Source organism: Actinokineospora fastidiosa (genome assembly GCF_014648415.1).
Taxonomy (GTDB): domain Bacteria; phylum Actinomycetota; class Actinomycetes; order Mycobacteriales; family Pseudonocardiaceae; genus Actinokineospora; species Actinokineospora fastidiosa.
Genome location: NZ_BMRB01000002.1, coordinates 1,726,162 through 1,748,965 on the forward strand (window position 1 = coordinate 1,726,162; position 22,804 = coordinate 1,748,965).

Annotated in this window: 21 protein-coding genes; 6 read left to right on the forward strand and 15 right to left on the reverse strand. The window is 72.9% G+C overall.

Annotation, left to right across the window (positions count from 1 at the left end; all coding sequences use genetic code 11):
• Positions 1–9: 9 nt before the first annotated feature.
• Positions 10–1,470, reverse strand: a complete 1,461-nt coding sequence (locus IEY98_RS17865) for an ABC transporter substrate-binding protein (protein WP_189211541.1) — start codon at positions 1,468–1,470, stop codon at positions 10–12.
• Between the two features lie 25 nt (positions 1,471–1,495).
• On the opposite strand from IEY98_RS17865, the gene IEY98_RS17870 reads away from it, so the two are divergent.
• A complete protein-coding gene (locus IEY98_RS17870) occupies positions 1,496–2,272 on the forward strand; it encodes a carbon-nitrogen hydrolase family protein (RefSeq protein ID WP_189211542.1) in 777 nt (258 codons plus the stop codon).
• A 163-nt stretch (positions 2,273–2,435) separates the two neighbouring features.
• Here IEY98_RS17870 and IEY98_RS17875 read toward each other — a convergent pair whose 3' ends face one another.
• The 4 genes from IEY98_RS17875 to nadA all read right to left on the reverse strand — a co-directional run bounded on the left by IEY98_RS17875 (position 2,436) and on the right by nadA (position 7,237).
• Positions 2,436–3,716, reverse strand: coding sequence for a cytochrome P450 (locus IEY98_RS17875; RefSeq protein ID WP_229786992.1), 1,281 nt, complete (start codon positions 3,714–3,716; stop codon positions 2,436–2,438).
• 73 nt (positions 3,717–3,789) lie between these two features.
• The gene (gene nadC / locus IEY98_RS17880) at positions 3,790–4,629 is read right to left on the reverse strand and encodes a carboxylating nicotinate-nucleotide diphosphorylase (RefSeq protein WP_189211543.1); all 840 of its coding nucleotides are present in this window, start codon (positions 4,627–4,629) and stop codon (positions 3,790–3,792) included.
• Positions 4,626–6,233 (reverse strand): L-aspartate oxidase, encoded by a 1,608-nt coding sequence (locus tag IEY98_RS17885; protein WP_189211544.1) that lies wholly within the window; start codon positions 6,231–6,233, stop codon positions 4,626–4,628. The genes nadC and IEY98_RS17885 overlap by 4 nt, the downstream gene beginning before the upstream one ends.
• A complete protein-coding gene (gene nadA / locus IEY98_RS17890) occupies positions 6,230–7,237 on the reverse strand; it encodes a quinolinate synthase NadA (protein WP_229786993.1) in 1,008 nt (335 codons plus the stop codon). The genes IEY98_RS17885 and nadA overlap by 4 nt, the downstream gene beginning before the upstream one ends.
• A gap of 60 nt (positions 7,238–7,297) precedes the next feature.
• On the opposite strand from nadA, the gene IEY98_RS17895 reads away from it, so the two are divergent.
• Together IEY98_RS17895 and IEY98_RS17900 are read left to right on the forward strand one after the other, a co-directional pair.
• The gene (locus tag IEY98_RS17895) at positions 7,298–8,005 is read left to right on the forward strand and encodes an NUDIX hydrolase (RefSeq protein WP_189211546.1); all 708 of its coding nucleotides are present in this window, start codon (positions 7,298–7,300) and stop codon (positions 8,003–8,005) included.
• A gap of 42 nt (positions 8,006–8,047) precedes the next feature.
• The gene (locus tag IEY98_RS17900; RefSeq protein WP_189211547.1) at positions 8,048–8,728 is read left to right on the forward strand and encodes an LON peptidase substrate-binding domain-containing protein; all 681 of its coding nucleotides are present in this window, start codon (positions 8,048–8,050) and stop codon (positions 8,726–8,728) included.
• A gap of 258 nt (positions 8,729–8,986) precedes the next feature.
• Here the strand turns inward: IEY98_RS17900 and IEY98_RS17905 are convergent, their stop codons facing one another.
• From IEY98_RS17905 to bioD, 4 genes are all read right to left on the reverse strand, one after another.
• Positions 8,987–9,574, reverse strand: a complete 588-nt coding sequence (locus tag IEY98_RS17905) for a DUF2567 domain-containing protein (protein WP_229786994.1) — start codon at positions 9,572–9,574, stop codon at positions 8,987–8,989.
• Positions 9,575–9,624: 50 nt separating this feature from the next.
• The gene (bsaP, locus tag IEY98_RS17910; RefSeq protein ID WP_189211548.1) at positions 9,625–9,828 is read right to left on the reverse strand and encodes a biotin synthase auxiliary protein BsaP; all 204 of its coding nucleotides are present in this window, start codon (positions 9,826–9,828) and stop codon (positions 9,625–9,627) included.
• A gap of 2 nt (positions 9,829–9,830) precedes the next feature.
• Positions 9,831–10,853 carry a biotin synthase BioB gene (gene bioB, locus IEY98_RS17915; protein WP_189211549.1) on the reverse strand — a complete coding sequence of 341 codons (1,023 nt, stop codon included), beginning with the start codon at positions 10,851–10,853 and terminating at the stop codon, positions 9,831–9,833.
• Positions 10,854–10,931: 78 nt separating this feature from the next.
• A complete protein-coding gene (bioD, locus tag IEY98_RS17920; RefSeq protein WP_189211550.1) occupies positions 10,932–11,648 on the reverse strand; it encodes a dethiobiotin synthase in 717 nt (238 codons plus the stop codon).
• 70 nt (positions 11,649–11,718) lie between these two features.
• Here bioD and IEY98_RS17925 point away from each other — a divergent pair, with 70 nt between their 5' ends.
• Positions 11,719–11,955: a glutaredoxin family protein gene (locus tag IEY98_RS17925; protein WP_189211551.1), complete on the forward strand. Its 237-nt coding sequence runs from the start codon at positions 11,719–11,721 to the stop codon at positions 11,953–11,955.
• Here IEY98_RS17925 and IEY98_RS17930 read toward each other — a convergent pair.
• The 5 genes from IEY98_RS17930 to dnaE all read right to left on the reverse strand — a co-directional run bounded on the left by IEY98_RS17930 (position 11,952) and on the right by dnaE (position 20,697).
• Positions 11,952–13,217, reverse strand: a complete 1,266-nt coding sequence (locus IEY98_RS17930; RefSeq protein ID WP_189211552.1) for an adenosylmethionine--8-amino-7-oxononanoate transaminase — start codon at positions 13,215–13,217, stop codon at positions 11,952–11,954. The two genes, IEY98_RS17925 and IEY98_RS17930, sit on opposite strands and share 4 nt — an antisense overlap.
• A gap of 11 nt (positions 13,218–13,228) precedes the next feature.
• Entirely contained in the window at positions 13,229–13,810 is a 582-nt protein-coding gene (locus IEY98_RS17935) for a hypothetical protein (RefSeq protein ID WP_189211553.1), read from the reverse strand.
• A 281-nt stretch (positions 13,811–14,091) separates the two neighbouring features.
• Entirely contained in the window at positions 14,092–15,459 is a 1,368-nt protein-coding gene (locus IEY98_RS17940; protein ID WP_189211554.1) for a D-glucuronyl C5-epimerase family protein, read from the reverse strand.
• 437 nt (positions 15,460–15,896) lie between these two features.
• Positions 15,897–17,105, reverse strand: coding sequence for a cytochrome P450 family protein (locus IEY98_RS17945; protein ID WP_229786995.1), 1,209 nt, complete (start codon positions 17,103–17,105; stop codon positions 15,897–15,899).
• A gap of 58 nt (positions 17,106–17,163) precedes the next feature.
• Positions 17,164–20,697, reverse strand: a complete 3,534-nt coding sequence (gene dnaE, locus IEY98_RS17950; RefSeq protein ID WP_268244587.1) for a DNA polymerase III subunit alpha — start codon at positions 20,695–20,697, stop codon at positions 17,164–17,166.
• An 84-nt stretch (positions 20,698–20,781) separates the two neighbouring features.
• Here dnaE and IEY98_RS17955 point away from each other — a divergent pair, with 84 nt between their 5' ends.
• Together IEY98_RS17955 and IEY98_RS17960 are read left to right on the forward strand one after the other, a co-directional pair.
• Complete coding sequence (locus IEY98_RS17955) at positions 20,782–21,411, forward strand: nucleoside/nucleotide kinase family protein (protein ID WP_189211557.1); 630 nt, start codon at positions 20,782–20,784, stop codon at positions 21,409–21,411.
• A gap of 122 nt (positions 21,412–21,533) precedes the next feature.
• The gene (locus IEY98_RS17960; RefSeq protein ID WP_189211868.1) at positions 21,534–22,568 is read left to right on the forward strand and encodes an AsnC family protein; all 1,035 of its coding nucleotides are present in this window, start codon (positions 21,534–21,536) and stop codon (positions 22,566–22,568) included.
• Here IEY98_RS17960 and IEY98_RS17965 read toward each other — a convergent pair.
• Complete coding sequence (locus IEY98_RS17965) at positions 22,565–22,783, reverse strand: hypothetical protein (RefSeq protein WP_189211558.1); 219 nt, start codon at positions 22,781–22,783, stop codon at positions 22,565–22,567. The genes IEY98_RS17960 and IEY98_RS17965 overlap by 4 nt on opposite strands.
• Between the last annotated feature and the right edge of the window lie 21 nt (positions 22,784–22,804).

A 22,804-nucleotide genomic window follows, 5' to 3' on the forward strand; every position in this document is an offset into this window, starting at 1 on the left:
AGCCAACCATCAGCGCGGCGTCCAGTCAGCAAGGTTCCACCACGCGCCCCACGTGTGGTCGGTGACGGGGGCGTCGGTGACCGCCGCGTGGCCTGCCCATGCGTCGCGGTGCACGTAGGCGTGGTTGGCCTGGACGAGGACGACGGCGGCGGGGCTGGTCCGGTTGGCCCGCTGCGCGGCGTGCAGCGCGACGGCGGCCTGGACCGGGTCGGTGGCGGCGCGGGCCTGGTCCAGCGCGGCCGCGGTGGAGCCGCCCGCGGCGTAGAGCAGGCCGCGCAGGGCCGCCTCGGGGTCGACCGGGTTGCCGACGGCCCGGTACTGGGCGCCGTTCTCGCCCCCGGCGCGCGGGGTCACCTCGATGCCGACCTGGGCCGCGGCCTGGGCGAATGCGGTGACCAGCTGCTCGGCCTCCGCGTCGCCCTCCGGGTAGCCGACGACGAACGACGCGCGCACGCCCTTGCGCACGCGGACACCGTCGTCGCCCGCGATCCAGTCGGCTGAGGTGAGCACGGTCGCCGCGGTCGCGGGCTCGAAGGCGAACGCGGCCGCGGGCTCGGCGAACTCGGCCTGCACGTCCGGCACCGGCAGCGAGGTCGGCACGCCGACGCCCGCGAGGACGGTGTCGAGCACGGCCTGCCGGTCGACGGCGAGGTTGAGGGCCAGCCGGACGGCGGGGTCGCCGGTCACCGCGTTGCCCGAGGGCAGGGTGATCGCGCGCAGGTCGGCGGCGCGGTGGGTGTGGGTGGTCATGCCGTCGGCACCGTCGAACTCGGCGGCCAGGGCGGCGGGCAGCGGCGCGCCGTCGACCGTCCCGTCGCGCAGGCGCGCGGCGCGCTCGGCCGGGTCGGGCACGAACTCGACGGTGACCTCGGTGATGGCGGGCCGGTCGCCGAAGTAGCCGGGGTTGGCGGTCAGCACCAGGCGCTTGCCCGGGTCCCACAGGGAGACGCGGTAGGGGCCGGTGCCGACGGTGCGGTCGGTGCCCGCGGACTCGCTGGGCTCGATGCCGAGGGTGAGCACCGAGGGCAGGTCCGGGTACGGCCTGCTCAACGCGAACTGGACGGTGGTGGCGTTGACCGGCTTGACCCGCTCGACCATCCAGAACCGGCCCTCGCCGACGAGCGGCTGGTAGCTGGCGGCGACGTCGGTGGCGTCCAGGCCGGTGCCGTCGTGGAAGGAGACGTCGGTGCGCAGCCGGACGGTCCAGGTGAGCCCGTCGGCCGAGGGCACGGGCGGGGCGGCGGCCAGCGCCGGGCGCGCTCCGGTGGGGCTGAGCTCGATGAGGCCGTCGTAGATCTGGGCCGCGCCGTAGGGGGCGTACCCGGCCTGCGGGTCGAGCGTCTCGGGGGCCGTGCCGACGGCGATCACCAGCGACGTTCCGTCCGGGTCGCCGGACGCGGGGGGCGGCGGATCGCCCGTGCACGCCGCGAGCAGGAGGACGGCGAGCACAATTGACAGCCTGGAGAGCACGGGACCGAATCTATAGGGAGCGACTGTGCGCGTTGCGCTGTGCCAGATCAGCAGCGGCGATGACCCGGCGGCCAACCTGGCGCTGGTCCGGGACTGGACCGCCCGCGCCGCGGCGGGCGGGGCGGCCGTCGTGGTGTTCCCGGAGGCCACCCAGTGCCGGTTCGGGGTGCCGCTCGGCCCGGTCGCCGAGCCGGTCGACGGCCCGTGGGCGACGGCGGTGCGGGCGGTCGCCGACGAGCACGGCGTGGTCGTCGTGGCCGGGATGTTCACCCCGGACCCGTCGGGGCGGGTGCGCAACACCCTGCTGGTGACCGGCCGGGGCCAGCACTTCGGGTACGACAAGATCCACCTCTTCGACGCCTTCGGCTTCACCGAGTCGAAGACCGTCGCCCCCGGTTCGGAGCCGACCACCTTCACCGTCGACGACGTCGTGTTCGGCTTGGCGACCTGCTACGACATCCGCTTCCCCGAACTGTTCCGGGCCCTCGCGGCGAAGGGCGCGACAGCCATGATCGTCGGCGCGTCGTGGGGGGCCGGTGAGGGGAAGCTGGAGCAGTGGGACCTGCTGTGCCGCGCCCGCGCCCTCGACTCGACGTCGTGGGTGCTGGCGTGCGGGCAGGCGTTCGCCGGGATCGAGGGCCCGGCGCCCACCGGCATCGGCCACAGCACGGTCGCCGGGCCGACCGGCGCGGTCGTGGCCCACGCGGGGGCGGACCCGGAACTGGTCGTGGTGGACATCGATCCGGGGGTGGTGGAGAGGGTGCGGGAGACCATCCCGGTCCTGGCCAACCGACGCCTGTAGCGCCGCACTCCGGAGTGCGGGCGCTCAGCGCCGGGCAATCACGCGCAGCCGGGGGCGACTCGGCGCGGAACCAGCGCCCCCCACTCACAGGCGCCCGGCGTGCGGCAGGCCACCTCATGCACGCGCCGCTCAGTGCCGCGGCGGCCCCTGCCGGTCGGGCGGTTCAGCGGCGGGTCAGGATCACCCGGGCGCCTCGCTCCGGGACCAGGGTGATGTTGCGGGAGCGGGCGTCCTCGCGGGGGCCGCCGGGGGTGATGGTGTAGCGCGTCAGGACCTCGCGGAGAACGGCGGCCGCCTCCTGGAGCGAGAAGCCTGCGCCGATGCAGCGGCGGACGCCGCCGCCGAAGGGGATCCAGGTGCCGGATTCCGGGGAGGCGCCGATGAAGCGTTCCGGGCGGAAGTCGGCGGGGGTGTCGTGGTGGTCGGGGTCGGCCTGCACCAGGCCGATGCTGGGGGTGACGATCGTGCCCGCCGGGAGCAGCCGTCCGGCGACCTCGGTGGGCTCGGTCAGCTTGCGGGCGACGCTGTAGATCACCGGGCGCAGGCGCATGGCCTCCTTCGCCACGGCCTGCAGGTACTCCTCGTCCCCGTCGTCGGCGGCGCGCCGGGCCCGGGCCTGGACGTCCTCGTGGCGGGCGAGTTCGTGGAACGCCCAGGCCAGCGCGGTCGCGGTGGTCTCGTGGCCTGCGAGCAGCAGGGTCATCATGTCGTCGCGCAGCTGCGCGTCGGGGGTGTCGGGGTCCGCGGACAGCAGCCGCGACAGGACGTCCTCCCGGTCCGCCAACTCCTGGCCCCGCCGCTCGGCGATCTCGGCGTACAGCAGCGCGTCGGCGGCGGCGAGGTTGTCCTGCATCGTGCGCCACGGCGGCACGCGCTGCAGCCGGGGGTAGGTCCACCCGAAGATCTGGATCGGCCCGACGTCGGTGACCTTGGCGATCCGCGGGCGCAGCCGCGCCAGCCGCTCGCCGTCGGCCATCCCGAACACGACCCGCAGGATGATCTCCAGCGTCACCCGGTTCATCGGCCCGTGGATGGCGAACGCGCGCCCCACCGGCAGCCGCTCCGCCGCGTCGGCGGCCAGCCTGCCCATCATCTCGGAGTAGCCGCGCAGCGCTGCCCCGTTGAACGCGGGCATCAACCGCTTGCGGGAGCGCAGATGCGCGTCCTCGTCGAGGATCAGCAGCGAGTTCTCGCCCATGACGGGCGCGAGGATGTCGTTGCCCTCCCCCGCGTGGAACACCGCAGGCGCGCCCGCGAACACCGCGCGGATGTCCTCAGGCCGGGTCAGCACCACGACCGTCCGCCCCAGCGCGAGCCGCAGCGTGAACACGGGCCCGTACTTCGCCCGCCAGCGCGGCGCGACCCGGTGCCGGGACCGCATGAACAACGCGGTCTGCACGACGCGCGGCAGACGTGGACCCGCGGGCAACCCCAGCACACTCACCGGCCGACCTCCACGTCGCTTGGCTACTCCCGAGTTTATACGCGCGTGTAGATCAGCCGGTCAACAACGGGACTCACCGGAGGTCGAGGCCGAGGTCCAACGCCGGGGACGAGTGCGTGAGCGCGCCGACGGACAGGTAGTCGACGCCGGTCTCGGCGTAGGACCTGGCCACGTCGAGGGTCAGGCCGCCGGAGGCTTCCAGGCGGGTGCCCGTGCCGCGCGCCCTGCGGACCGCCTCGGCGCACTGCGCCGGGGTGAAGTTGTCCAGCAGGACCAACTCCGCGCGCTCGGCCAGGGCCTCGTCCAACTGGTCGAGGCTGTCGACCTCCACCTCGCACGGCAGGTCGGGGGCGTGGGCCCGGGCCGCCGCCAGGGCCTTGGCGACCGAGCCCGCCGCGACGACGTGGTTGTCCTTGATCAGGACCGCGTCGCCGAGGCCGAGGCGGTGGTTGACGCCGCCGCCGCATCGGACGGCGTACTTCTCCAGCAGGCGCAGGCCGGGCAGCGTCTTGCGGGAGTCGCGGACCGCCGCGCCGGTGCCCGCCAGGGCCGCCACCCAGGCCGCGGTGGCCGTGGCGATGCCGGACAGGTGGCAGACCAGGTTCAGCGCCGTCCGCTCGGCGGTCAGCAGGGCCCGCGTGCTACCGCGGACGACCAGGGCGGGCTGGCCGGGCACGGCAGGCGTGCCGTCCTCCACAGAGGACAGAACGGTCAGGTCGGGCACCACGCGCTCGAACACCGCGATGGCGACCGGGACACCCGCCAGCACGCCCGGCTTGCGGGGCGTCATCTCGGCCACGGCGACCGCGTCGGCGGGGACGGTGGCCTCCGTGGTGGCGTCGGGCCCGTAGCGCAGGTCCTCCTCCAGCGCCGTGGCGATGACGCGCTCCATGTCGGCGCGGTCGAGGGTCATGCGGCACCTCGCAGGGACAGCGGCCACGCCAGGACCGGCTGGCCGGACGGGGTGGTGCGGATGAACAGCCGCCGGGCGAGCTCATCGCGCGCCGGGAAGTCGGTGCGGACGTGGCAGCCGCGGGACTCGGTGCGCGCCGACGCCGAGGCGATGAGCGCGCGGGCCACCAGCGTCAGCGCCGCGTCCTCGACGAGCTCCCTCGTGGTCAGCTCGCGGTCCACAGAGGACACATCGAGCACCGAGCCGACGACGGCGAGGCCCTCGGCGTCGCGGCCGATCGCGGCGTAGCGGCTCATGACCCGCTGCAGGGAGTCCCGGGCGGCGACCGGGGCGACCGGCAGCGCGGCGTCCGTCGCGGGCCGGGCGAGCAGGCCTGCGGCGAGGTCGGCGGCGACCGCCTCGGCCGCCCGCCTGCCGACGACCAGCCCCTCCAGCAGGCTGTTGGACGCCAAGCGGTTCGCCCCGTGCAGGCCGGTGCTGGCCACCTCGCCCGCGGCGTAGAGCCCGGCCACCGGGGTGCGTCCGTCCACAGTGGCCACGACACCGCCGCAGGCGAAGTGCGCGGCGGGCGCGACCGGGATCGGCGACACCGCCGGGTCGATCCCCTCGGCGACGCACGCGGCGTGCACCGTCGGGAACCGCGCCGGGAAGGAGTCGATGCCGGTCGCGTCGAGGAACACGTGGTCGTCCACACCCCCCGGGGCGGACGCCGTGTGCCGGGTGATCGCCGCGGCGACGACGTCGCGCGGCGCGAGGTCGGCCAGCGGGTGCACGCCCGCCATCACCCGGTTCCCCAACGCGTCGACCAGCACGGCGCCCTCGCCGCGCACGGCCTCCGTCACCAGCGGGCAGCGCCCCCGCGCGCCTGCTCCGGTGTAGAGCACCGTCGGGTGGAACTGCACGAACTCGATGTCGGCCACCGGCGCCCCCGCCCGCAGCGCGAGCGCGACGCCGTCCCCCGTGGCGACCTCCGGGTTCGACGTCGCCTGGTACAGCTGCCCCAGTCCCCCCGTCGCCAGCAGCACCGCCTGCGCCCCCAGCACGCCCGGCACGCCGGAGCCGTCCAGCACCAGCAGCCCGGCCACCGCCCCCGACGCCGTCCGCACGGCGTCGACGGCGACATGTCCCTCCAGCACGGGAACGCGCCCGTCCCGCGTCGCCGCGAGCAGCGCGCGCTCGACCTCAGCGCCCGTGGCGTCCCCGCCCGCGTGCACGACGCGGAACGCGCTGTGCCCGCCCTCGCGGGTGCGCGCCAGCCGCCCGTCCGGGCCGCTGTCGAACACCGCGCCCAGGTACATCAGCCGCGACACCGCGTCCGGGCCGTCGGCCACGATCGCGCGCACGGCGTCCTCGTCGCACAGGCCCGCGCCCGCGGTGAGCGTGTCGGCGATGTGCCGCTCCACCGAGTCGCCCGGGTCGTGCTCGCCCGGCAGGACGACGGCCACGCCGCCCTGGGCGTACCGCGTGTTGCCGTCCTCGGCCTCGGCCTTGGTGACGACCAGGACCCGCAGGCCCAGCTCCCGCGCGCGCAGCGCCGCCGTCAGCCCGGCGACGCCGGTGCCGACCACGACGAGGTCGGCGCGGGCGGCCCAGCGGGCGGTCACTCGCCGCCGCCGGGGGTGCCGATCTCGATCATCCGCTGCACCGCGCCCCTGGCCTTGCGCGCGGTCTCGGGGTCGACGTGCACCTCGTCGGCGTTCTCCCGCAGCGCGCGCAGCACGGCGGCCGGGGTGATCATCTTCATGTACCGGCAGGACGCGCGGTCGTTGACCGCCTGGAAGTCCACGCCCGGGGCGGCCTTGCGCAGCTGGTGCAGCATGCCGACCTCGGTGGCCACGAGCACGGTCTTGGCCTTGCTCGCCTTGGCCTGGCCCACCATGTCCCCGGTGGACAGGATCTTGACCTGCTCGCTGGGCACGATGCCCTCGCCTGCCAGGTACAGCGCGGAGGTCGCGCAGCCGCACTCGGGGTGGATGTAGAGGTCGGCGTCGGGGTTGGCGGCGGCGCGCTCGGCCAGCTCGGGGCCGTTGATGCCCGCGTGCACGTGGCACTCGCCCGCCCAGATGTGCAGGTTCTCCCGGCCGGTGACCCGCTTGACGTGCGCGCCGAGGAACTGGTCGGGCAGGAACAGCACCTCGCGGTCGGCGGGGATCGACGCGACGACGTCCACCGCGTTCGACGACGTGCAGCAGATGTCGGTCTCGGCCTTCACCTCGGCGGTCGTGTTCACGTAGGACACGACGACCGCGCCGGGGTGCTCGGCCTTCCAGGCGCGCAGCTCGTCGGCGGTGATGGAGTCGGCGAGGGAGCAGCCCGCGCGCGCGTCCGGGATCAGGACGGTCTTGTCCGGGCTCAGGATCTTCGCGGTCTCGGCCATGAAGTGCACGCCGCAGAAGACGATCGTCGACGCCGACGAGTTCGCGGCGATGCGCGAGAGCGCCAGCGAGTCGCCGGTGTGGTCGGCGATGTCCTGGATCTCCGGCAGCTGGTAGTTGTGCGCGAGCAGCACCGCGTCGCGCTCGTCGGCGAGCCTGCGCACCTCGTCGCGCCAGGCGGCGTCCGCCACGACCCCGCCGTAGGGGGTCAGGTCGAGCAGTTCGGCGGTCATCGCGTCCTCCATCCGTTCGGCCGTTTCCGTTCCCGAGGTTTTCGCCTTAGGATCGAAAACATGGCTGATGCTATCACCCCACACAGCGCGCTGGCCCACGAAGTCCTAGCCGCTGTGCTCCAGGTGAGAGAGGGATCACTGCGGGTGCTGCTCTGGGAACGCGCACGGGAGCCGCACGCGCACCGCTGGTCACTGCCGGGCGGGCGGCTCGGCGCGGACGAGGACGTGGAGTCGTCGATCCTGCGCCAGCTCGCCGAGAAGGTCGACGTGCGCCAGGTGAGCCACGTCGAGCAGCTCGCGGTCTTCAGCGCGCCGGACCGGGTGCCCGGCCCCCGGGTGCTGGCGACGGCGTTCCTCTGCCTCGTCCCCTCGCACCTCGACCCGGAACTGCCGCCCGACACCGCGTGGCACGCGATCGACGCGCTGCCCAGGACCGCGTTCGACCACGGCGCGATCGTGCTGCGGGCACGCAACCGGCTGCGCGCGAAGATGTCGTACACCAACATCGGCTTCGCGCTCGCGCCCCCGGAGTTCACGATCTCGGCGCTGCGCGAGTTGTACTCGGCTGCTCTCGGCTATCGAGTTTCCGCCACTAACTTGCAACGCGTGCTCGCCCGCCGTGGCTTGCTGGAGCCGACCGGTCACACGACGAAACCGGGCCGCAGCGGCGGCCGACCCGCGGCGCAGTTCCGGTTCGCCGAGACAGCGATGGTGGTCACCGACCCGTTCGCCGTGCTGCGCCCGCCGTCGACCGGCAGAACCGGCTGAATACGGACGGCGGAGCGGTCCGCTTCGTCGTAGCGTGGTCGCGTGCCCGAGTCGCTACCGCTGTTCCCCCTGCAGGCGGTCCTGCTGCCGGGAGCGAGCCTGCCGCTGCACATCTTCGAGCCGCGCTACCGCCAGCTGACCGTCGACCTGGTCACCGGCGCGGTCCCCGGCCGCGAGTTCGGCGTGGTGGCGATGCGCCCGGCCAACGACCACGAGGTCACCGACGTGTCCCAGCTGCGCGAGATCGGCTGCACGGCGGCCCTGCGCCAGGCCAAGCGCCTCCCCGACGGCCGCTACGACATCATCACCACCGGCGGGCGCCGGTTCCGGCTGCTGGACCTGGACGCCAAGAGCGCGCCCTACCTGGTCGGGACGGTCGAGTGGCTGCCGGACTCGGCGCTGCCGGACAGCGCCCCCGGCTCGGTGGCCGCCCTCGCCGACGCCGCCCGAGCCGCCCACCGCCGCTACTGCGAGGCCGCCTGGCAGGACGACGACTGGTCCGAACCCGACCCCGACCTCGACGTCTGCGCACTGGCCCACGTGATCGCCGCGGACTGCCTGCTCACCCTGGAGGACCGCCAACACCTGCTGGAGGAAACCCGCCCCGTCCACCGCCTACGCCAGGTGGTGCGCCTCCTCAACCGCGAAACCGGCCTCCTCACCCGCCTGCGCGCCGTGCCCGCCCCGCCATCGGAGTTCACCACCCCGATCAGCCTGAACTAGCGCGAACCCTCGATCGACGCGCCTACCTGCGGGGCGGAACGAGCCGAGACGGCGGCCGGGACCGGGGCAGCTGGACCGCCCGACCCCCGCAGGCACCGCGAAGGCAGCGGAGGCGGCAACCGGGATCAGGCTGCCCGCCAGCTGAACCAACAACAGCCACGCCGACCGTCGCTAGCCGAGTCGGCAGCAGAGATAGCCGAGACTGCGGTTGCCCACCAGCTGACCAGCCCCCGCCCGACCTCCGCAACCACCGGAGAGCTAGCCCAAGCGGCGGCCGAGGTCCGGGTGGCCGTTCCAGGCGGCGGCCAGGCTGTAGGCGAGGGCGGTGCCCAGGGGCCAGGCCACGATCACCCACGGCGACTCCAGCCGGGGGGCCAGCGCGATCACGTCGCCGACCTGGGGGGCCGAGGTGATCGCGAAGCGGGACTGGGCCCAGGCCAGGCCGACCTGGGTGGCCAGCCAGGCCGCCAGCGCGGAGCCGCCGGTGGCCGCCAGGAGGACCACCGGGCCGCGGCGCTCCCGCAGCAGCCAGACCGCGGACCCGGTCACCAGGCCTGCGGCCAGGGTGAGCAGCAGGAACAGCACCAGGTCCTCGAACCGGTGGTAGCTCTCAGCCCGCAGCGGCACGTACTTGCCGCCGTCGACCACCGCGGAGAGCTGCTCGGGGGCCAGCCGCGACCACAGCCAGCCGATCGCCATGCCGAACAGCGCCACCGTCGACAGCACGGAGACCGCCGGGAGCAGATCGCGCTTCACCACGACGCGGGGGCGTTGCGGGGCAGGCCAGGGCAGGTAGGCCGGGGCGATCTCCGCCCGGGCGTGGCCCACATCCCGCTGCTGCGTCACGAAACCTCCGCACCCGTGGAAAGAGAAGTCAACGGTGCGAAGCGTAGTGCCTACGCCGTGGGATGCAGGTCAGCCCCGCTGGACAGCTCGCCGTGCCTGCTGCACCGGGCCGTCCACCCCACGGGCGTCACCTGGACGACCATGCGGCGGGCGCACTCGGCGCAGAAGCGGGGCGGCTCCAGGGCGGTGCGGGGGCTGTCGCAGCCGGTGTGCCCGCCCTCGGCCACCGGATTCCCGCAGTGCACGCAGAACACGGCTACAGGCTCTCGCTCAGCGCCTTGATCGGCATCTTCAGGTCGCTCAGCATGTCGAGGTCGCGCTGCGCGGGCCTGCCGAGGTTGGTCAGGTAGTTGCCCACGATGATCGCGTTGACGCCGCCCAGCATGCCCTGCTCCGCGCCGAGGTCGCCCAGGGTCAGCTCCCGGCCGCCCGCGAAGCGCAGCATCGTGCGGGGCAGGGCCAGCCGGAACGCAGCGACCACGCGCAGGGCGTCGCGGCCCTCGATCGGCTCGTAGTCGGCGTACGGGGTGCCCGGCTGCGGGATGAGGAAGTTCATCGGGACCTCGTCCGGCTCCAGCTCGGCGAGCTGGACGGCGAACTCGGCGCGCTGCTCGTCGGTCTCGCCCATGCCGATGATGCCGCCGGAGCAGACCTCCATGCCCGCGTCGCGCACCATGCGCAGGGTGTCCCAGCGCTCCTCCCAGGTGTGCGTGGTGACGACCTGGGGGAAGTGCGAGCGGGCGGTCTCCAGGTTGTGGTTGTAGCGGTGCACGCCCATCGCGACCAGCTCGTCGACCTGCTCCTGGGTGAGCATGCCCAGCGAGCAGGCGATCTGGATGTCGTTGCCGGACTCGCGGATGGCCTTGATGCCCTCGCGGACCTGGGAGAGCAGGCGGGCGTCGGGGCCGCGCACCGCGGCGACGATGCAGAACTCGGTCGCGCCCGTGGCGCGGGTCTGCTCGGCGGCCTTGACCAGGCCGGGGATGTCCAGCCACGCCGAGCGCACCGGGGTGGGGAAGCGGCCGGACTGCGAGCAGAAGTGGCAGTCCTCGGGGCAGCCGCCGGTCTTGAGCGAGATGATCCCCTCGACCTCGACCTCCGGGCCGCACCACTTCATGCGGACCTCGTGGGCCAGGCCCAGCAGCTCCTCCATGCGCTCGTCCGGCAGGCGCAGCACCTGGAGCACCTGGGCCTCGTCCAGCCCGACCCCGCGCTCCAGCACCTGCTCGCGGGCCACGACGAGCACGTCGGTGGTCGTGCGCTCGGCGGCTGCCGTCACGGTGGTCCTCCTTGATCCGGCTACGGCGTTCGACGGGTCAGTCTGCCGCATTCCGCTGACACCGACGCGCGATGTTTCTCACGCCGGATAGCGGCCCGCGAACTCCTTCGGGTCGAACTCCCCGCCCAGCGCAGGCGCCAGCGCGCGGCGCGCGACCAGGGCGAACTCGGCGGCGGGCAGCTCCCCCGCGCCCTCGGGCACGGCCCCGGCCAGCGGCGCGTTCGCCACGGACGGCAGGTCGTCGAGGTTGCAGCGGGAGGCCAGGTCCGGGTCGGCGGGCCAGGACCCGATGACCACGCCCGCGCAGGCGACGCCGCGCGTGCGCAGCGCCTCACCGGTCAGCGCGGCGGCGTTGAGCGTGCCGAGGCCCGCGCTCGCGACGACCAGCACGGGGGCGCCCAGCGACCAGGCGACGTCGGCCAGCGTGCCGCCGTCGGGGTCCAGCCGCACCAGCAGCCCGCCCGCGCCCTCGACGAGCACCAGGTCATGGGTGGCGGTCAGCTCGCCGACGGCGGAGGCGACCTCGGAGGGCCGCACCGGCGGCATCCCGACGCGGCGCGCGGCGGTGTCCGGGGCCAGCGGGTCGGGGAAGCGGCGCAGCTCGACGCCGGTGATCTCGCCCGCGAGCGCGCGGACCACGTCCACGTCGCCCGGCTCGTCCGTGGACACCCCGGTCTGGGCGGGTTTGAGCACCGCGACCCGCCTGCCAGCCGCCACCGCGATGGCGGCGACGGCTGCGGTCACGACGGTCTTGCCGACACCGGTCCCGGTCCCGCTGATCACCAGCACACTCACGTCAGGACAGGCTAGACCTGGCAATTGGTATGGACCTAAACAGGGCGGCGCGACGGCTAGGGTCTCGTCCGTGGAGAACGTGATCGTCTACGGCGCGGACTGGTGCGGCGACTGCCGCCGGGCCAAGGCCTGGCTGCGCCGCGCCGGTGTCGGGTTCACCGAGATCGACGTGGAGCACGACGAGCGGGCCCGTGCCGAGGCCGTCGACCTCGCCGGTGGCCGCAAGAACATCCCCGTGGTGGTGCTGCCCGGCGGCGCGGTGCTGGTCGAGCCCACGAACACCGAGCTGGAGCGCGCGCTCGGCTAGGCGGCGGCCGCCGCGAGGACCCCGGCGGCGATCGCGGCCACGTCCTCGGTGGTGCTGACGAACGGCGGCATGGTGTAGATCAGGTCGCGGAACGGGCGCAGCCAGACGCCAGCGTCCACGGCGGCCCTGGTCGCCGCGGCCATGTCGACCGGGCGGTCGAGCTGCACGACGCCGATCGCGCCCAGCACCCGGACGTCGCGGACGCCGGGCAGGTCGCGGGCGGGCTTGAGGCCCGTGGCCAGCTCGGCCTCGATGCGCTTGACCGTGCCCTGCCAGTCGCCCGCGAGCAGCAGGTCGATGGACGCCGACGCGACCGCCGTCGCCAGCGGGTTGCCCATGAACGTCGGGCCGTGGGCGAGCACGGGCAGCTCGCCCCGGGAGATGCCGTCGGCGATCCTCGGCGTGCACAGGGTGGCGGCGAGGCTGAGGTAACCGCCGGTCAGCGACTTGCCCAGGCACATCACGTCCGGGCTGACGCCCGCGTGGTCGGCGGCGAACAGCGCGCCGGTGCGGCCGAAGCCGGTGGCGATCTCGTCGAAGACCAGCAGGACGTCGTGGGCGAGGGTGAGCTCGCGCAGGACGTGCAGGTAGCGGGGGTCGTGGAAGCGCATGCCGCCCGCGCCCTGCACGACCGGCTCGACGATCACGGCCGCGAGCTCGTCGGCGTGCTCCTCGATGACGGCGGCGAGGTGGGCGACGTAGTCGTGGTCGAACTCGGCTGGTGGGGCGTCGGCGAAGACCTGGACCGGCAGGACGCCGCGCCACAGCGAGTGCATGCCGCCGTCGGGGTCGCAGACGCTCATCGGCTGGAAGGTGTCGCCGTGGTAGCCGCCGCGCCAGGTCAGCAGCCGGGACTTGGCCGGTCGGTCGACCGAGCGCCAGTACTGCAGGCACATCTTGACCGCGACCTCGACCGAGACCGAGCCGGAGTCGCAGAGGAAGACGTGCTGCAGCGGGTCCGGGGTGATCTCGACGAGCTTGGTGGCCAGCCGGACGGCGGGCTCGTGGGTGAGGCCGCCGAACATGACGTGGCTCATCCGGCCGAGCTGGTCGGTGACGGCGGCGTCGAGCACGGGGTTGCGGTAGCCGTGGATGGCCGCCCACCAGGAGGACATGCCGTCGACCAGCTCGCGGCCGTCGGCCAGCGTCAGCCGCACGCCGCTCGCCTCGCGGACGATCAGCGGGTCCTGCGTGCCCGGCATGGGCGAGTACGGGTGCCAGACGTGCGCGCGGTCGGCGGCCAGCAGCTCATCGGGGCTCACGGGCGCCGAGGCTAGTCGACCCCGGCCAGCGCCTTGCGCCTGGCGACCAGCCGGGCGATCTCGCGCCCGTGGTCGGTCGGCACTATCCACTCCCCCGGCGGCACGGTGATCCGCACGGCGGGCCCCGGGGTGACGGTCACCCGGACCTCCCCGACCCCCGGCACGGGCAGCGTGGCCCGCCGGGCGACCATGACCTGCTCGACGCTGCCGACCCCGGACAGCGCCACCGCGGGCCGCACGGTCTTGAACCGCCCGCCCGCCAACGAGATCCGGTCGGTGCCCACGACCAGCTCCAGCCCCCGCGCCCCGCGCGCCTGCCACGGCACCTCGACGGGCGAGTCGGCCAGCTCGGGGGTGTACGGCTCCAGGACGACGGCACGGGCCTTGTCGGCGACCCACCACCCAGCGGCCCCGAGCACCACCGCGGCGACCGGGCACACGACCCACGGCAGCACCGGCGCCCCCGCCGCGATCCCGGCGGCGGCCCCGAGCACAGCGGCCCGCAACGGCCAGCGCCGCGGCCGGAACCGGATCGCCCGGAACCACCCGACCCCGACGACGGCGATGAGCACGGGCACCGCCAGCAACGGCAACCACCCACCGAACCCAAGCACAGACGCGACGCCGAGCAGCGGTCCCAACAGGGTCACCAAAGCCAGGTGACCACGCACCCGCCGCAGCCGCGCCGCCACCACCCCGGAACCTTCGTCACGCCCCCGCACCAACCGAACGCTACCCGCCCACCCGAACGAACGCCGGGTGCCACACCGGATGTCAAGGGCCAATCGTGTCGCCGGTCGGTTCCGGGCAGGCGTCTCCCGCCGGGAAGGGCCGAGTGCACGGGCGAGGACGCCGAGAGCGTCCGTCGCACGTGTCAGAGCAGGGTCAGACCTTGTGCGGGCAGCCAATATCCCGCCAACGAACCGGCGGTGACCAGGATGTGCCACCGGCCGTTGATCGTGGCGCTGGTGCTGAACGGCGCGCTCGTCGTCCGGTCCGGCGTGATGGTCCTCGACGCGGTCGGCGTTCCGGCGGAATCGAACTGGTAGGCCGACCAGGTGCCCGCCGGGATCATCACCGTGCGGGGCAACGGATAGGTCAGGCTCAGCTTGATGCCCGCGAGCCCCGTCCGCGGGTAGTTCTCGGGAACCCAGTACCCCGCGAGCCCTCCTGCCGTGATGCGCAGCATGATGTCGCGTCCCTTGATCCGCTGGCGCAGGTCGGCCGGCGCGCTCGACGGCGCGTTGAGGTCGATCGTCTTGCTCGCCGTGATCTCCCCGCTCGCGGAGAACTTGTAGCCGGTGTGGCTGCCCGCGGCGAACTTGACCGTCCCGCCCACCGCGGGCGGCGGGTAGTCGGCGCGCAACAGGTCGGCGGACCGGCTCCACGCGGCGTCACCCGTGCCCGCGTGCAGCAAGAGCATCTGGTTCCAGTGGATCTCGTGGTACTTCGCCGACAGCACCCACGGGTGGGCAAGGCAGTAGTGGCTGATGTACTGCGGAGAGCGGAAGCCGTGGTCCAGGTACCACCGGGTGTGGGCGAGGGCGCCGTTCCACAGGTCGAGCGCGGTCTGGTCCCCGGTGAGGCGCTGGTAGTCGTAGAGCCCGAACACGGCGAACACGTGGCCGTTGAGCGCGCGGTCGGACGTGCTCATGGGCCAGCGCGGGTACTCCTCCAGCCACAGGTAGCCCGCCGCGTCCACATCGACCACAGAGGGCAGGCCCTCCACGGGCGCGTTGCGGAAACTGGCGAACGTGGCGTGGGCCGCGGCCAGCCACCGCTGCTCGCCGGTCACCTGGTGCAGCCTGGTGAACAGGCTCAGCGCCTGCCCCTGCGCCATGCCGCTGAACCACGGCGCGCGCATCACCTCCCGGCTGTCGCCGTGGAGGAGGAAATCGAACGGGTACGGGTAGTACCACGCGCCGTCGGAGAGAACCCGCCGGTCGATCAGGCGCTGCGCGTCGAGCACAGCCCGGTTCAGGTATCGGGCCTCACCGCTGAGGTGGTAGTCGCTCAGCGCCATGAGCGCGTCCTGCGCCTGCGCCACCGGATGGTCGTAGAGCACACCGTCGAGGAGGTACATCCGCACGCCCGACGCGTCGCGGGGGACGTCCTGGTCGTAGCCGTTGAGGGTGGAGGAGTTGTACGGCAGGCTCTCCCAGTCGAGCGGGCGCGGCGTGTAGCTCGTCTTGGCGTAGGTCCCCAACGGCGGCCGTGCCATGGCCTCGGACCGGGTCTCCATCTCCGATGTCCGCCGTGCGACACCACTGCGGCCCGCCGCGGGCGGGCGGGCGATCCCCACGTCCGGGTCTGTCCCCGGCCCCGTCCCGAAGGGGAGTTCCGCGACCCCCGCGACGGAGGGGGCGACTGCCTCTCGGCCACCAGCGGGTGTCGCGGCGGCCAACGAAGCCGCCAGCGACATCGCCACCGCCACGCTCATGACGAGACCGCTCGTCCTGGTCCGGAATCCGGACGTGCTCCGGCCACGCGACATGGTCACAACCTCGATCCCGTCCCACCGCCGCGGTGGAACCGTCGTCCGTTCCGCCCGTGGGCGTTCGCCCCAGCTTCTTGATCAAATCGCACCGCTCGCTCCCGAGCAATCCCCCAACCCGGCTGCGCGCGAACGGGGGCCGCGATATGTCGTCGCGGCCCCCGTCGGCGGTCGGCAGTGGTGAATCAGCGCAGGCGGACCGGGAGTTCCTCCAAGCCCCGGAGGATCGGGCTGGTGCGGTAGCGCAGGTCGGCCGGGTCCGCGGCCAGGGTCAGGTTCGGGAAGCGGCGGAGGAGTTCGCCCAGGGCTACCTCGCCCTCCATGCGGGCCAAGGGGGCGCCGACGCAGTAGTGGATGCCGTGGCCGAAGGCCAGGTGGGCGCTGGGGGCGCGGCGGACGGACAGGGTTTCCGCGTCCGGGAAGCGGGCCGGGTCGCGGTTGGCGGCGCTGAGGGAGAGGAAGACGAACTCGCCCTCGGGGATCGTCACCTCGTCGAGGGTGAGTGGGGTGGTGGTGTAGCGGAGGGTGGCGATGTTGACCGGGCCGTCGTAGCGGAGGAACTCCTCGATGGCGCCGGGCAGCAGGGTGGGGTCGGCCTGGAGGGCGGCCAGCTCCGACGGGTGGCGCAGCAGGCCGAGGGTGCCGTTGCCGATCAGGTTGACCGTGGTCTCGTGGCCCGCCACCAGCAGCAGGAACGCCATCGACACCAGCTCGGGCTCGCTGAGGCGGTCGTTGTCCTCCGTGGCGTGGCACAGGGCGGTCAACAGGTCCTCGCCGGGGTTGGCGCGTTTGGTGGCGATCAGGTTGAGCAGGTACTGCAGCATCGCCTGGGCCGCGGCGCCCATCTCCTCCGGGCCTGCCGCCGACAGCAGGACCGACGACCACCTGCGGAAATCGTCGCGGTCGTCGTCCGGGACGCCCAGCACCTCGCAGATCACCGTCATCGGCAGCGGGAACGCGAACGCCGACAGCAGGTCGACCTCGTCAGGGCCGCTCTCCATCGCGTCGAGCAGTTCCGTGGTGATCTCCAGGACCCTCGGGCGCAAGCCCTCGACACCGCGGACGGTGAACGCGCGGTTCACCAGTTTGCGCAGGCGGGTGTGGTCGGGCGGGTCGGTGTTGAGCATGTGCGCGGCCAGCTCGGCGGCGAAGGCGTTGGCCGCGCCCTCCTCGGCGTGGCGCTCCACGAGCTCGCCCACGCCCGCGAAGTCCTTGCTCAGCGTCGGGTCCGCCAGCGCGGCGCGGACGTCGGCGTAGCGGGTGACCAGCCAGCCGCGCAGGCCGCCGGGCAGCACGACGCGGCGGACCGGGGCGGCCTCGCGCAGCTCCCGGTAGAGGCTGTGCGGGTCCTGCACGAAGACCTCGTCCAGGCGCACGACAACATCGTCGTCCAAAATGGACACCTGATTACCCCCTCAGGGTCGAATCCCGCCGACCCCAGGGTACCGAAGATCAGGTGAGGCAGCCCGGTCCCAGCAACGCCTTCAAATCGCCCATAAGGGATGGCGAGGGCGTCACGCGCAGCGCCTCGTCCAGCTTGAGCAGCGTCTGCCGGTGCCCGTTGACCAGCTTGAGGTGCACCACCGTCCGCCCGGGATGGGCGGTGAGGACGTCCTTCAGCTGCGTCACCATCTGCGGCGTGCACTTCGTCGCGGCCATGCTGAGCCGGAACGGCGCGTCGGAGACCGTCAGGTCGGGCACGGCCAGGTCGTTGGCGATCAGCGAGATGCGGTCCTCCCGCTTGGCCACCCTGGCCTTGACCAGCACGATCGCGTCCTCCAGCACGCTCATGCCGACCACGGCGTAGGTCTTGGGGAAGAACAGCACCTCGATGCCGCCGTTGAGGTCCTCGACCTGGGCCGATGCCCACGGCTCGCCGTTCTTGTTCACCCTGCGGTTGACCGAGGCCAGGATGCCGCCGACGGTGACCTGCGCGCCGTCGGCGATGCCGCCCTCGAGGATCGCCGCGATCGGCGTGTCGGACTGGGCGGCCAGGATGTGCTCGACGCCGTCGAGCGGGTGGCCGGAGACGTAGAGGCCCAGCATCTCCCGCTCCAGCGCGAGCTGGTGCTTGGACTCCCACACGTCGTCGGGCACGCGCACGTCGAAGACGCTGGTGACGTCCTCGTCGCCGTCGCCGCCCGCGCCGAAGAGGTCGAACTGGCCGACGGCCTCGGCCTTCTTGGTCTCCATCACCGCGTCGATGGCGTCGGTGTGCACCAGGAACAGGCCCTTGCGCGGGTGCTTGAGCGAGTCGAACGCGCCCGCCTTGATCAGCGACTCGACGACCTTCTTGTTGCAGGCCGACGCGTCCACCTTGCGCAGGAAGTCGGAGAAGTCGGTGAACTCGCCCTTCTCCGTGCGCGCGCGGATGATGGACTCGACGACGTTCGCGCCGACGTTGCGGATCGCGCCGAGGCCGAAGCGGATGTCGGCGCCGACCGGGGCGAAGTCGCGGGCGGACTCGTTGACGTCCGGCGGCAGCACGGTGATGCCCATCTTGCGGCATTCCGCCAGATAGACGGCGGCCTTGTCCTTGTCGTCGCGGACGCTGGTGAGCAGCGCGGCCATGTACTCGGCGGGGTAGTTCGCCTTGAGGTAGGCCGTCCAGTAGGAGATGAGCCCGTACGCGGCCGAGTGCGCCTTGTTGAACGCGTAGTCGGCGAACGGGACCAGGATGTCCCAGAGGGTCTTGATCGCGTCCTCTGGGTAGCCGTTCTCCTTCATCCCGTTGGCGAAGTTGACGTACTCCGCGTCCAGGACTTCCTTCTTCTTCTTGCCCATGGCGCGGCGGAGCAGATCCGCTTGTCCGAGCGTGTACCCGGCGAGCTTCTGGGCGATGGCCATGACCTGCTCCTGATACACGATCAGGCCGTAGGTCGTGCCGAGGATGTCCTCCAGCGGCTCGGCGAGCGCCGGGTGGATCGGGGTGATCTCCTGCTGGCCGTTCTTGCGCAGCGCGTAGTTCGTGTGCGACTTCGCGCCCATCGGACCCGGCCGGTAGAGCGCGCCGACGGCGGAGATGTCCTCGAAGTTGTCGGGGCGCATGAGCCGCAGCAGGTCGCGCATGGGCCCGCCGTCGAGCTGGAACACCCCGAGCGTGTCGCCGCGGGACAGCAGCTCGTAGGTGGGCTTGTCGTTGAGGTCGAGCGTCTCCAGGTCCGGCACGGCCTTGCCGTTGCGCTCGATGTTGTGCAGCGCGTCGTCGATGACCGTGAGGTTGCGCAGGCCCAGGAAGTCCATCTTCAGCAGGCCGAGCGCTTCGCAGGTCGGGTAGTCGAACTGCGTGATGATCGCGCCGTCCTGCGGCCGCTTCCACAGCGGGATCGACTCCATCAGCGGCTCGGCCGAGAGGATGACCGCGCAGGCGTGCACGCCCGCGTTGCGGATCAGGCCCTCCAGCCCGCGCCCGGTGTCGATGATCTCCTTGACCTGCGGGTCGGAGTTGTAGAGCTCGCGGATCTCGGTGGCCTCGGCGTAGCGCTTGTGCTTCGGGTCGAAGAGGCTGTTGAGCGGGATGTCCTTGGCCATCACCGCGGGCGGGTACGCCTTGGAGATCCGGTCGGCGATGGCGTAGCCGGGCTGGCCGAACAGCACCCGCGCGGAGTCCTTGATCGCGGCCTTCGCCTTGATGGTGCCGAACGTGATGACCTGCGCGACCTTCTCCGCGCCCCACTTCTCGGTGGTGTAGCGGATGACGTCGCCGCGGCGGCGCTCGTCGAAGTCGATGTCGATGTCGGGGGGGCTGACGCGGTCGGGGTTGAGGAAGCGCTCGAAGATCAGCCCGTGGGCCAGCGGGTCGAGGTCGGTGATGCCCAGGGCGTAGGCGATCAGCGCGCCCGCCGCCGAGCCTCGGCCGGGGCCGACCCGGATGCCGTTGTTCTTGGCCCACTGGATGAGGTCGGCGACGACGAGGAAGTACGCCGGGAACCCCATCTGCAGGATGACGCCGATCTCGAACTCGACCTGCTTGGCGTGCTCGTCGTCGATGCCGTCCGGGAAGCGGCGGCGCATGCCCGCCCACACCTGCTCGCGGAAGAACTCGTCCTCGGTCTTGCCGTCCGGGATGGGGAAGCGCGGCATGAGGTTGCGGAACTCGAACATCCCCGCCGGGTCGACCTTCTCGGCGATCAGCAGGGTGTTGCGGCAGCCCTCCTGCCACGGCTCGGACGAGTCGACCGCGCGCATCTCGTCGGGCGACTTCAGGTAGTAGCCGTCTCCGTCGAAGCGGAAGCGCGTCGGGTCCTGCAGCGTGCTGGCGGTCTGCACGCACAGCAGCGCGTCATGGGCGTCGCGATCGCTGCGGTAGGTGTAGTGCGAGTCGTTGGTGACGACGAACGGGATGTCGAGCTTGCGGGCGATCTCGACCAGCCCGCCGCGGACCCGGCTCTCGATCTCGATGCCGTGGTCCATCAGCTCGACGTAGAAGTTGTCCTTGCCGTAGATGTCGCGCCACGCGGCCGCGGCCTCCAGCGCCTCGGCGTCGTGGCCGAGGCGCAGCCGGGTCTGCACCTCGCCGGACGGGCAGCCGGTGGTGGCCATCAGGCCCTCGGCGTGCTCGGCGATCAGCTCGCGGTCCATGCGCGGCCACTTGCCGAGCTGCCCCTCCAGCGACGCGCGGCTGGACAGCTTCATCAGGTTGGTCAGGCCCTTGGCGTCGCGCGCCCAGATCGTCTGGTGGGTGTAGGCGCCGGAGCCGGAGACGTCGTCGCCCTTCTGCGACGGGTCGCCCCAGCGGATCCGGTCCTTGTTGAAGCGCGACCCGGGCGCGAGGTAGGCCTCGATGCCGAGGATCGGCTTGATGCCCGCGGCGGTGGCCTGCTTGTAGAAGTCGTAGATGCCGTTGGTGTGGCCGTGGTCGGTGATCGCCACGGCGGACATCCCCAGCCGCTCGCACTCGGCGAACATGTCCTTGAGTTTGGCCGCTCCGTCGAGCATCGAATACTCGGTGTGAACATGCAGATGAGCGAAGGAGTCAGCGGCCACCCGGGCACCCTATTACTGACCGCTCGGGCCCACCGGCATTGGGGCCGGGGTGTCATCGAACTGTTCGGCGAGCAGGATGGCGACGTGCGGTTTTCCCCTACGACACAGGAGAAACTGGCCGACGAGGCGACGCAGTCGATCATTGTGGCCGGTCGCGGATCGTGGTCGCGCGCGCTGGTCGACGGGGCCCCGCCGACCGACCCGGGCAGGCTCGCCGACGCCATCGCCGAGCGGCTGCGGGTGCTGGGCAGGCCTGCCGTGCGGGTCCGCGCCGCCGACTTCCTGCGCCCCGCGTCGCTGCGGTTCGAGCGGGGCAGGGAGGACCCCGACGCCCGCTACGAAGCGTGGCTGGACGAGGGCGCGCTGCGCCGCGAGGTGCTCGACCCGCTCGGGCCGGGCGGCAGCGGCCGGGTGCTGCCATCGCTCTGGGACGCCGCCGCGGACCGGGCGACGCGGGCGGCGTACGTCTCACTGCCCGAGGGTGGGGTGGTGGTCGTCGACGGCGAGCTGCTGCTGGGGCGGGGGCTGCCGCACGAGGTGTCGGTGCACCTGTCGATGACGCCCGCGGCGCTGGCCCGGCGCACGGACGAGGCGTGGGCGCTGCCCGCCTACGCCCGGTACGACGCCGAGGTCGACCCGCTGGCCGTCGCCGACATCGCCGCCCGGGTGGACGACCCGCGCAGGCCCGCCCGGCGGCTCAGCGCGATCGGTTGATCACCGACCGGGGTTGGAGACGCGTTGTGGCTCGGCTTCCGGCGCGGGGGGTGAGGCGACCCGGTAGCGTGCGCTGCGTGACGGATGCTGTTGACGCGCGCCTGCTCGGTGTGGTCGCCGAGATGGGCAGGGCGGCCGTGCACGAGGTGGCCGCGCGCATGGGCATGGACCCGCGCGAGGTCGCCTCCCGGCTGGTCGCGCTCTCGGCGTCCGGGCTCCCGCTGCTGGTCGGCGTCGAGTGCGACGTCAACGGGCTCCGGGCCGCGCTGGCGCGGATGGCCCCGCAGCAGCAGCAACAGCCCGGATACGGCTACCCACCCGGCTACCAGCAGCCTTACGCGCAGTACGCGGCGCCCGGCCAGCCGCAGCACCACCCGGTCGCGCCGCCGAGCGGCGCCTACCCGGTCGGGCCGCCGAGCGGGCCACACCAGGTCGCGGGCAATCCTCACCAGGCCGGTCCCCATCAGGCAGGACCCCACCAGGCCGGACTCCACAGCGGACCCCATCAGGTCGCGCCTCCGAGCGGTCCGCACCAGGTCGCGCCCGCGCATCCGGCGGGGCAGTTCGCGGGGCCGCCGAGCCATCCGTTCCCGGCGCAGCAGCCGCCCCTCCCGCCGCCGGACCCGGGCGACCCGATCAACACCTGGGGTCCGCCGCAGACCTCGACCTGGGCGCGCGGCGACCAGCCGCCGAACAACAGCATGGACCGCACCCAGCCATCGCCGCGGCCCGGACGCCGGGACGGGCGGGCGGGCGAGACGCTGGAGACCGAGGGGCTGGAGGGCGAGCGGCTGTCGATCAAGCTGATCGAGGTCGTTGACCCGGCCGACTACCTGTTCACCGCCGCTGGCTACACCCTGCAGCCGGGCGAGCGCTCGGTCGTCGTGCACACCGAGCTGATCAACCGCGGCCCGGTGAAGTTCGCGGGCCTGCCCGACCTGTACCTGGTCCTCGTCGCCGCCGACGGCCAGGAGATCAGCAAGGCGCCGGTCTCGCTGTCCTCGCGTCCGGCCCACCGCATCGGCGTCGCGCCCGGGGAGACCGCGGGCGGGCACACCGTCTACGTGGTCCCCGAGGACACGGTCCTCACCTCGGTGCGCTGGACCCCGCGCCCCGACGAGGAGTCCCGCGCGCTGACCTGGAAGATCGAGGACTAGCGCCCGAAGAGCCTGCCGAAGAAGCCCGGCTTCCTCTCCTGCGCCTCGGGCTGCGCGGGGATGGGCCGGGTCGGCGGCTCACGGTCGTAGGCGGGCTCGTCGACCTCGTCGCCCGGCGACGCCCCGATGACGGGCGGGGCGACGCCGTCGTCCAGGAAGCCGCGGCCGCCGGGGGCGAACGGGTCGTCGTCGGGGGAGCCGTTGGGCGCGTTCATTGCCGACCTCCGCGGAGACTG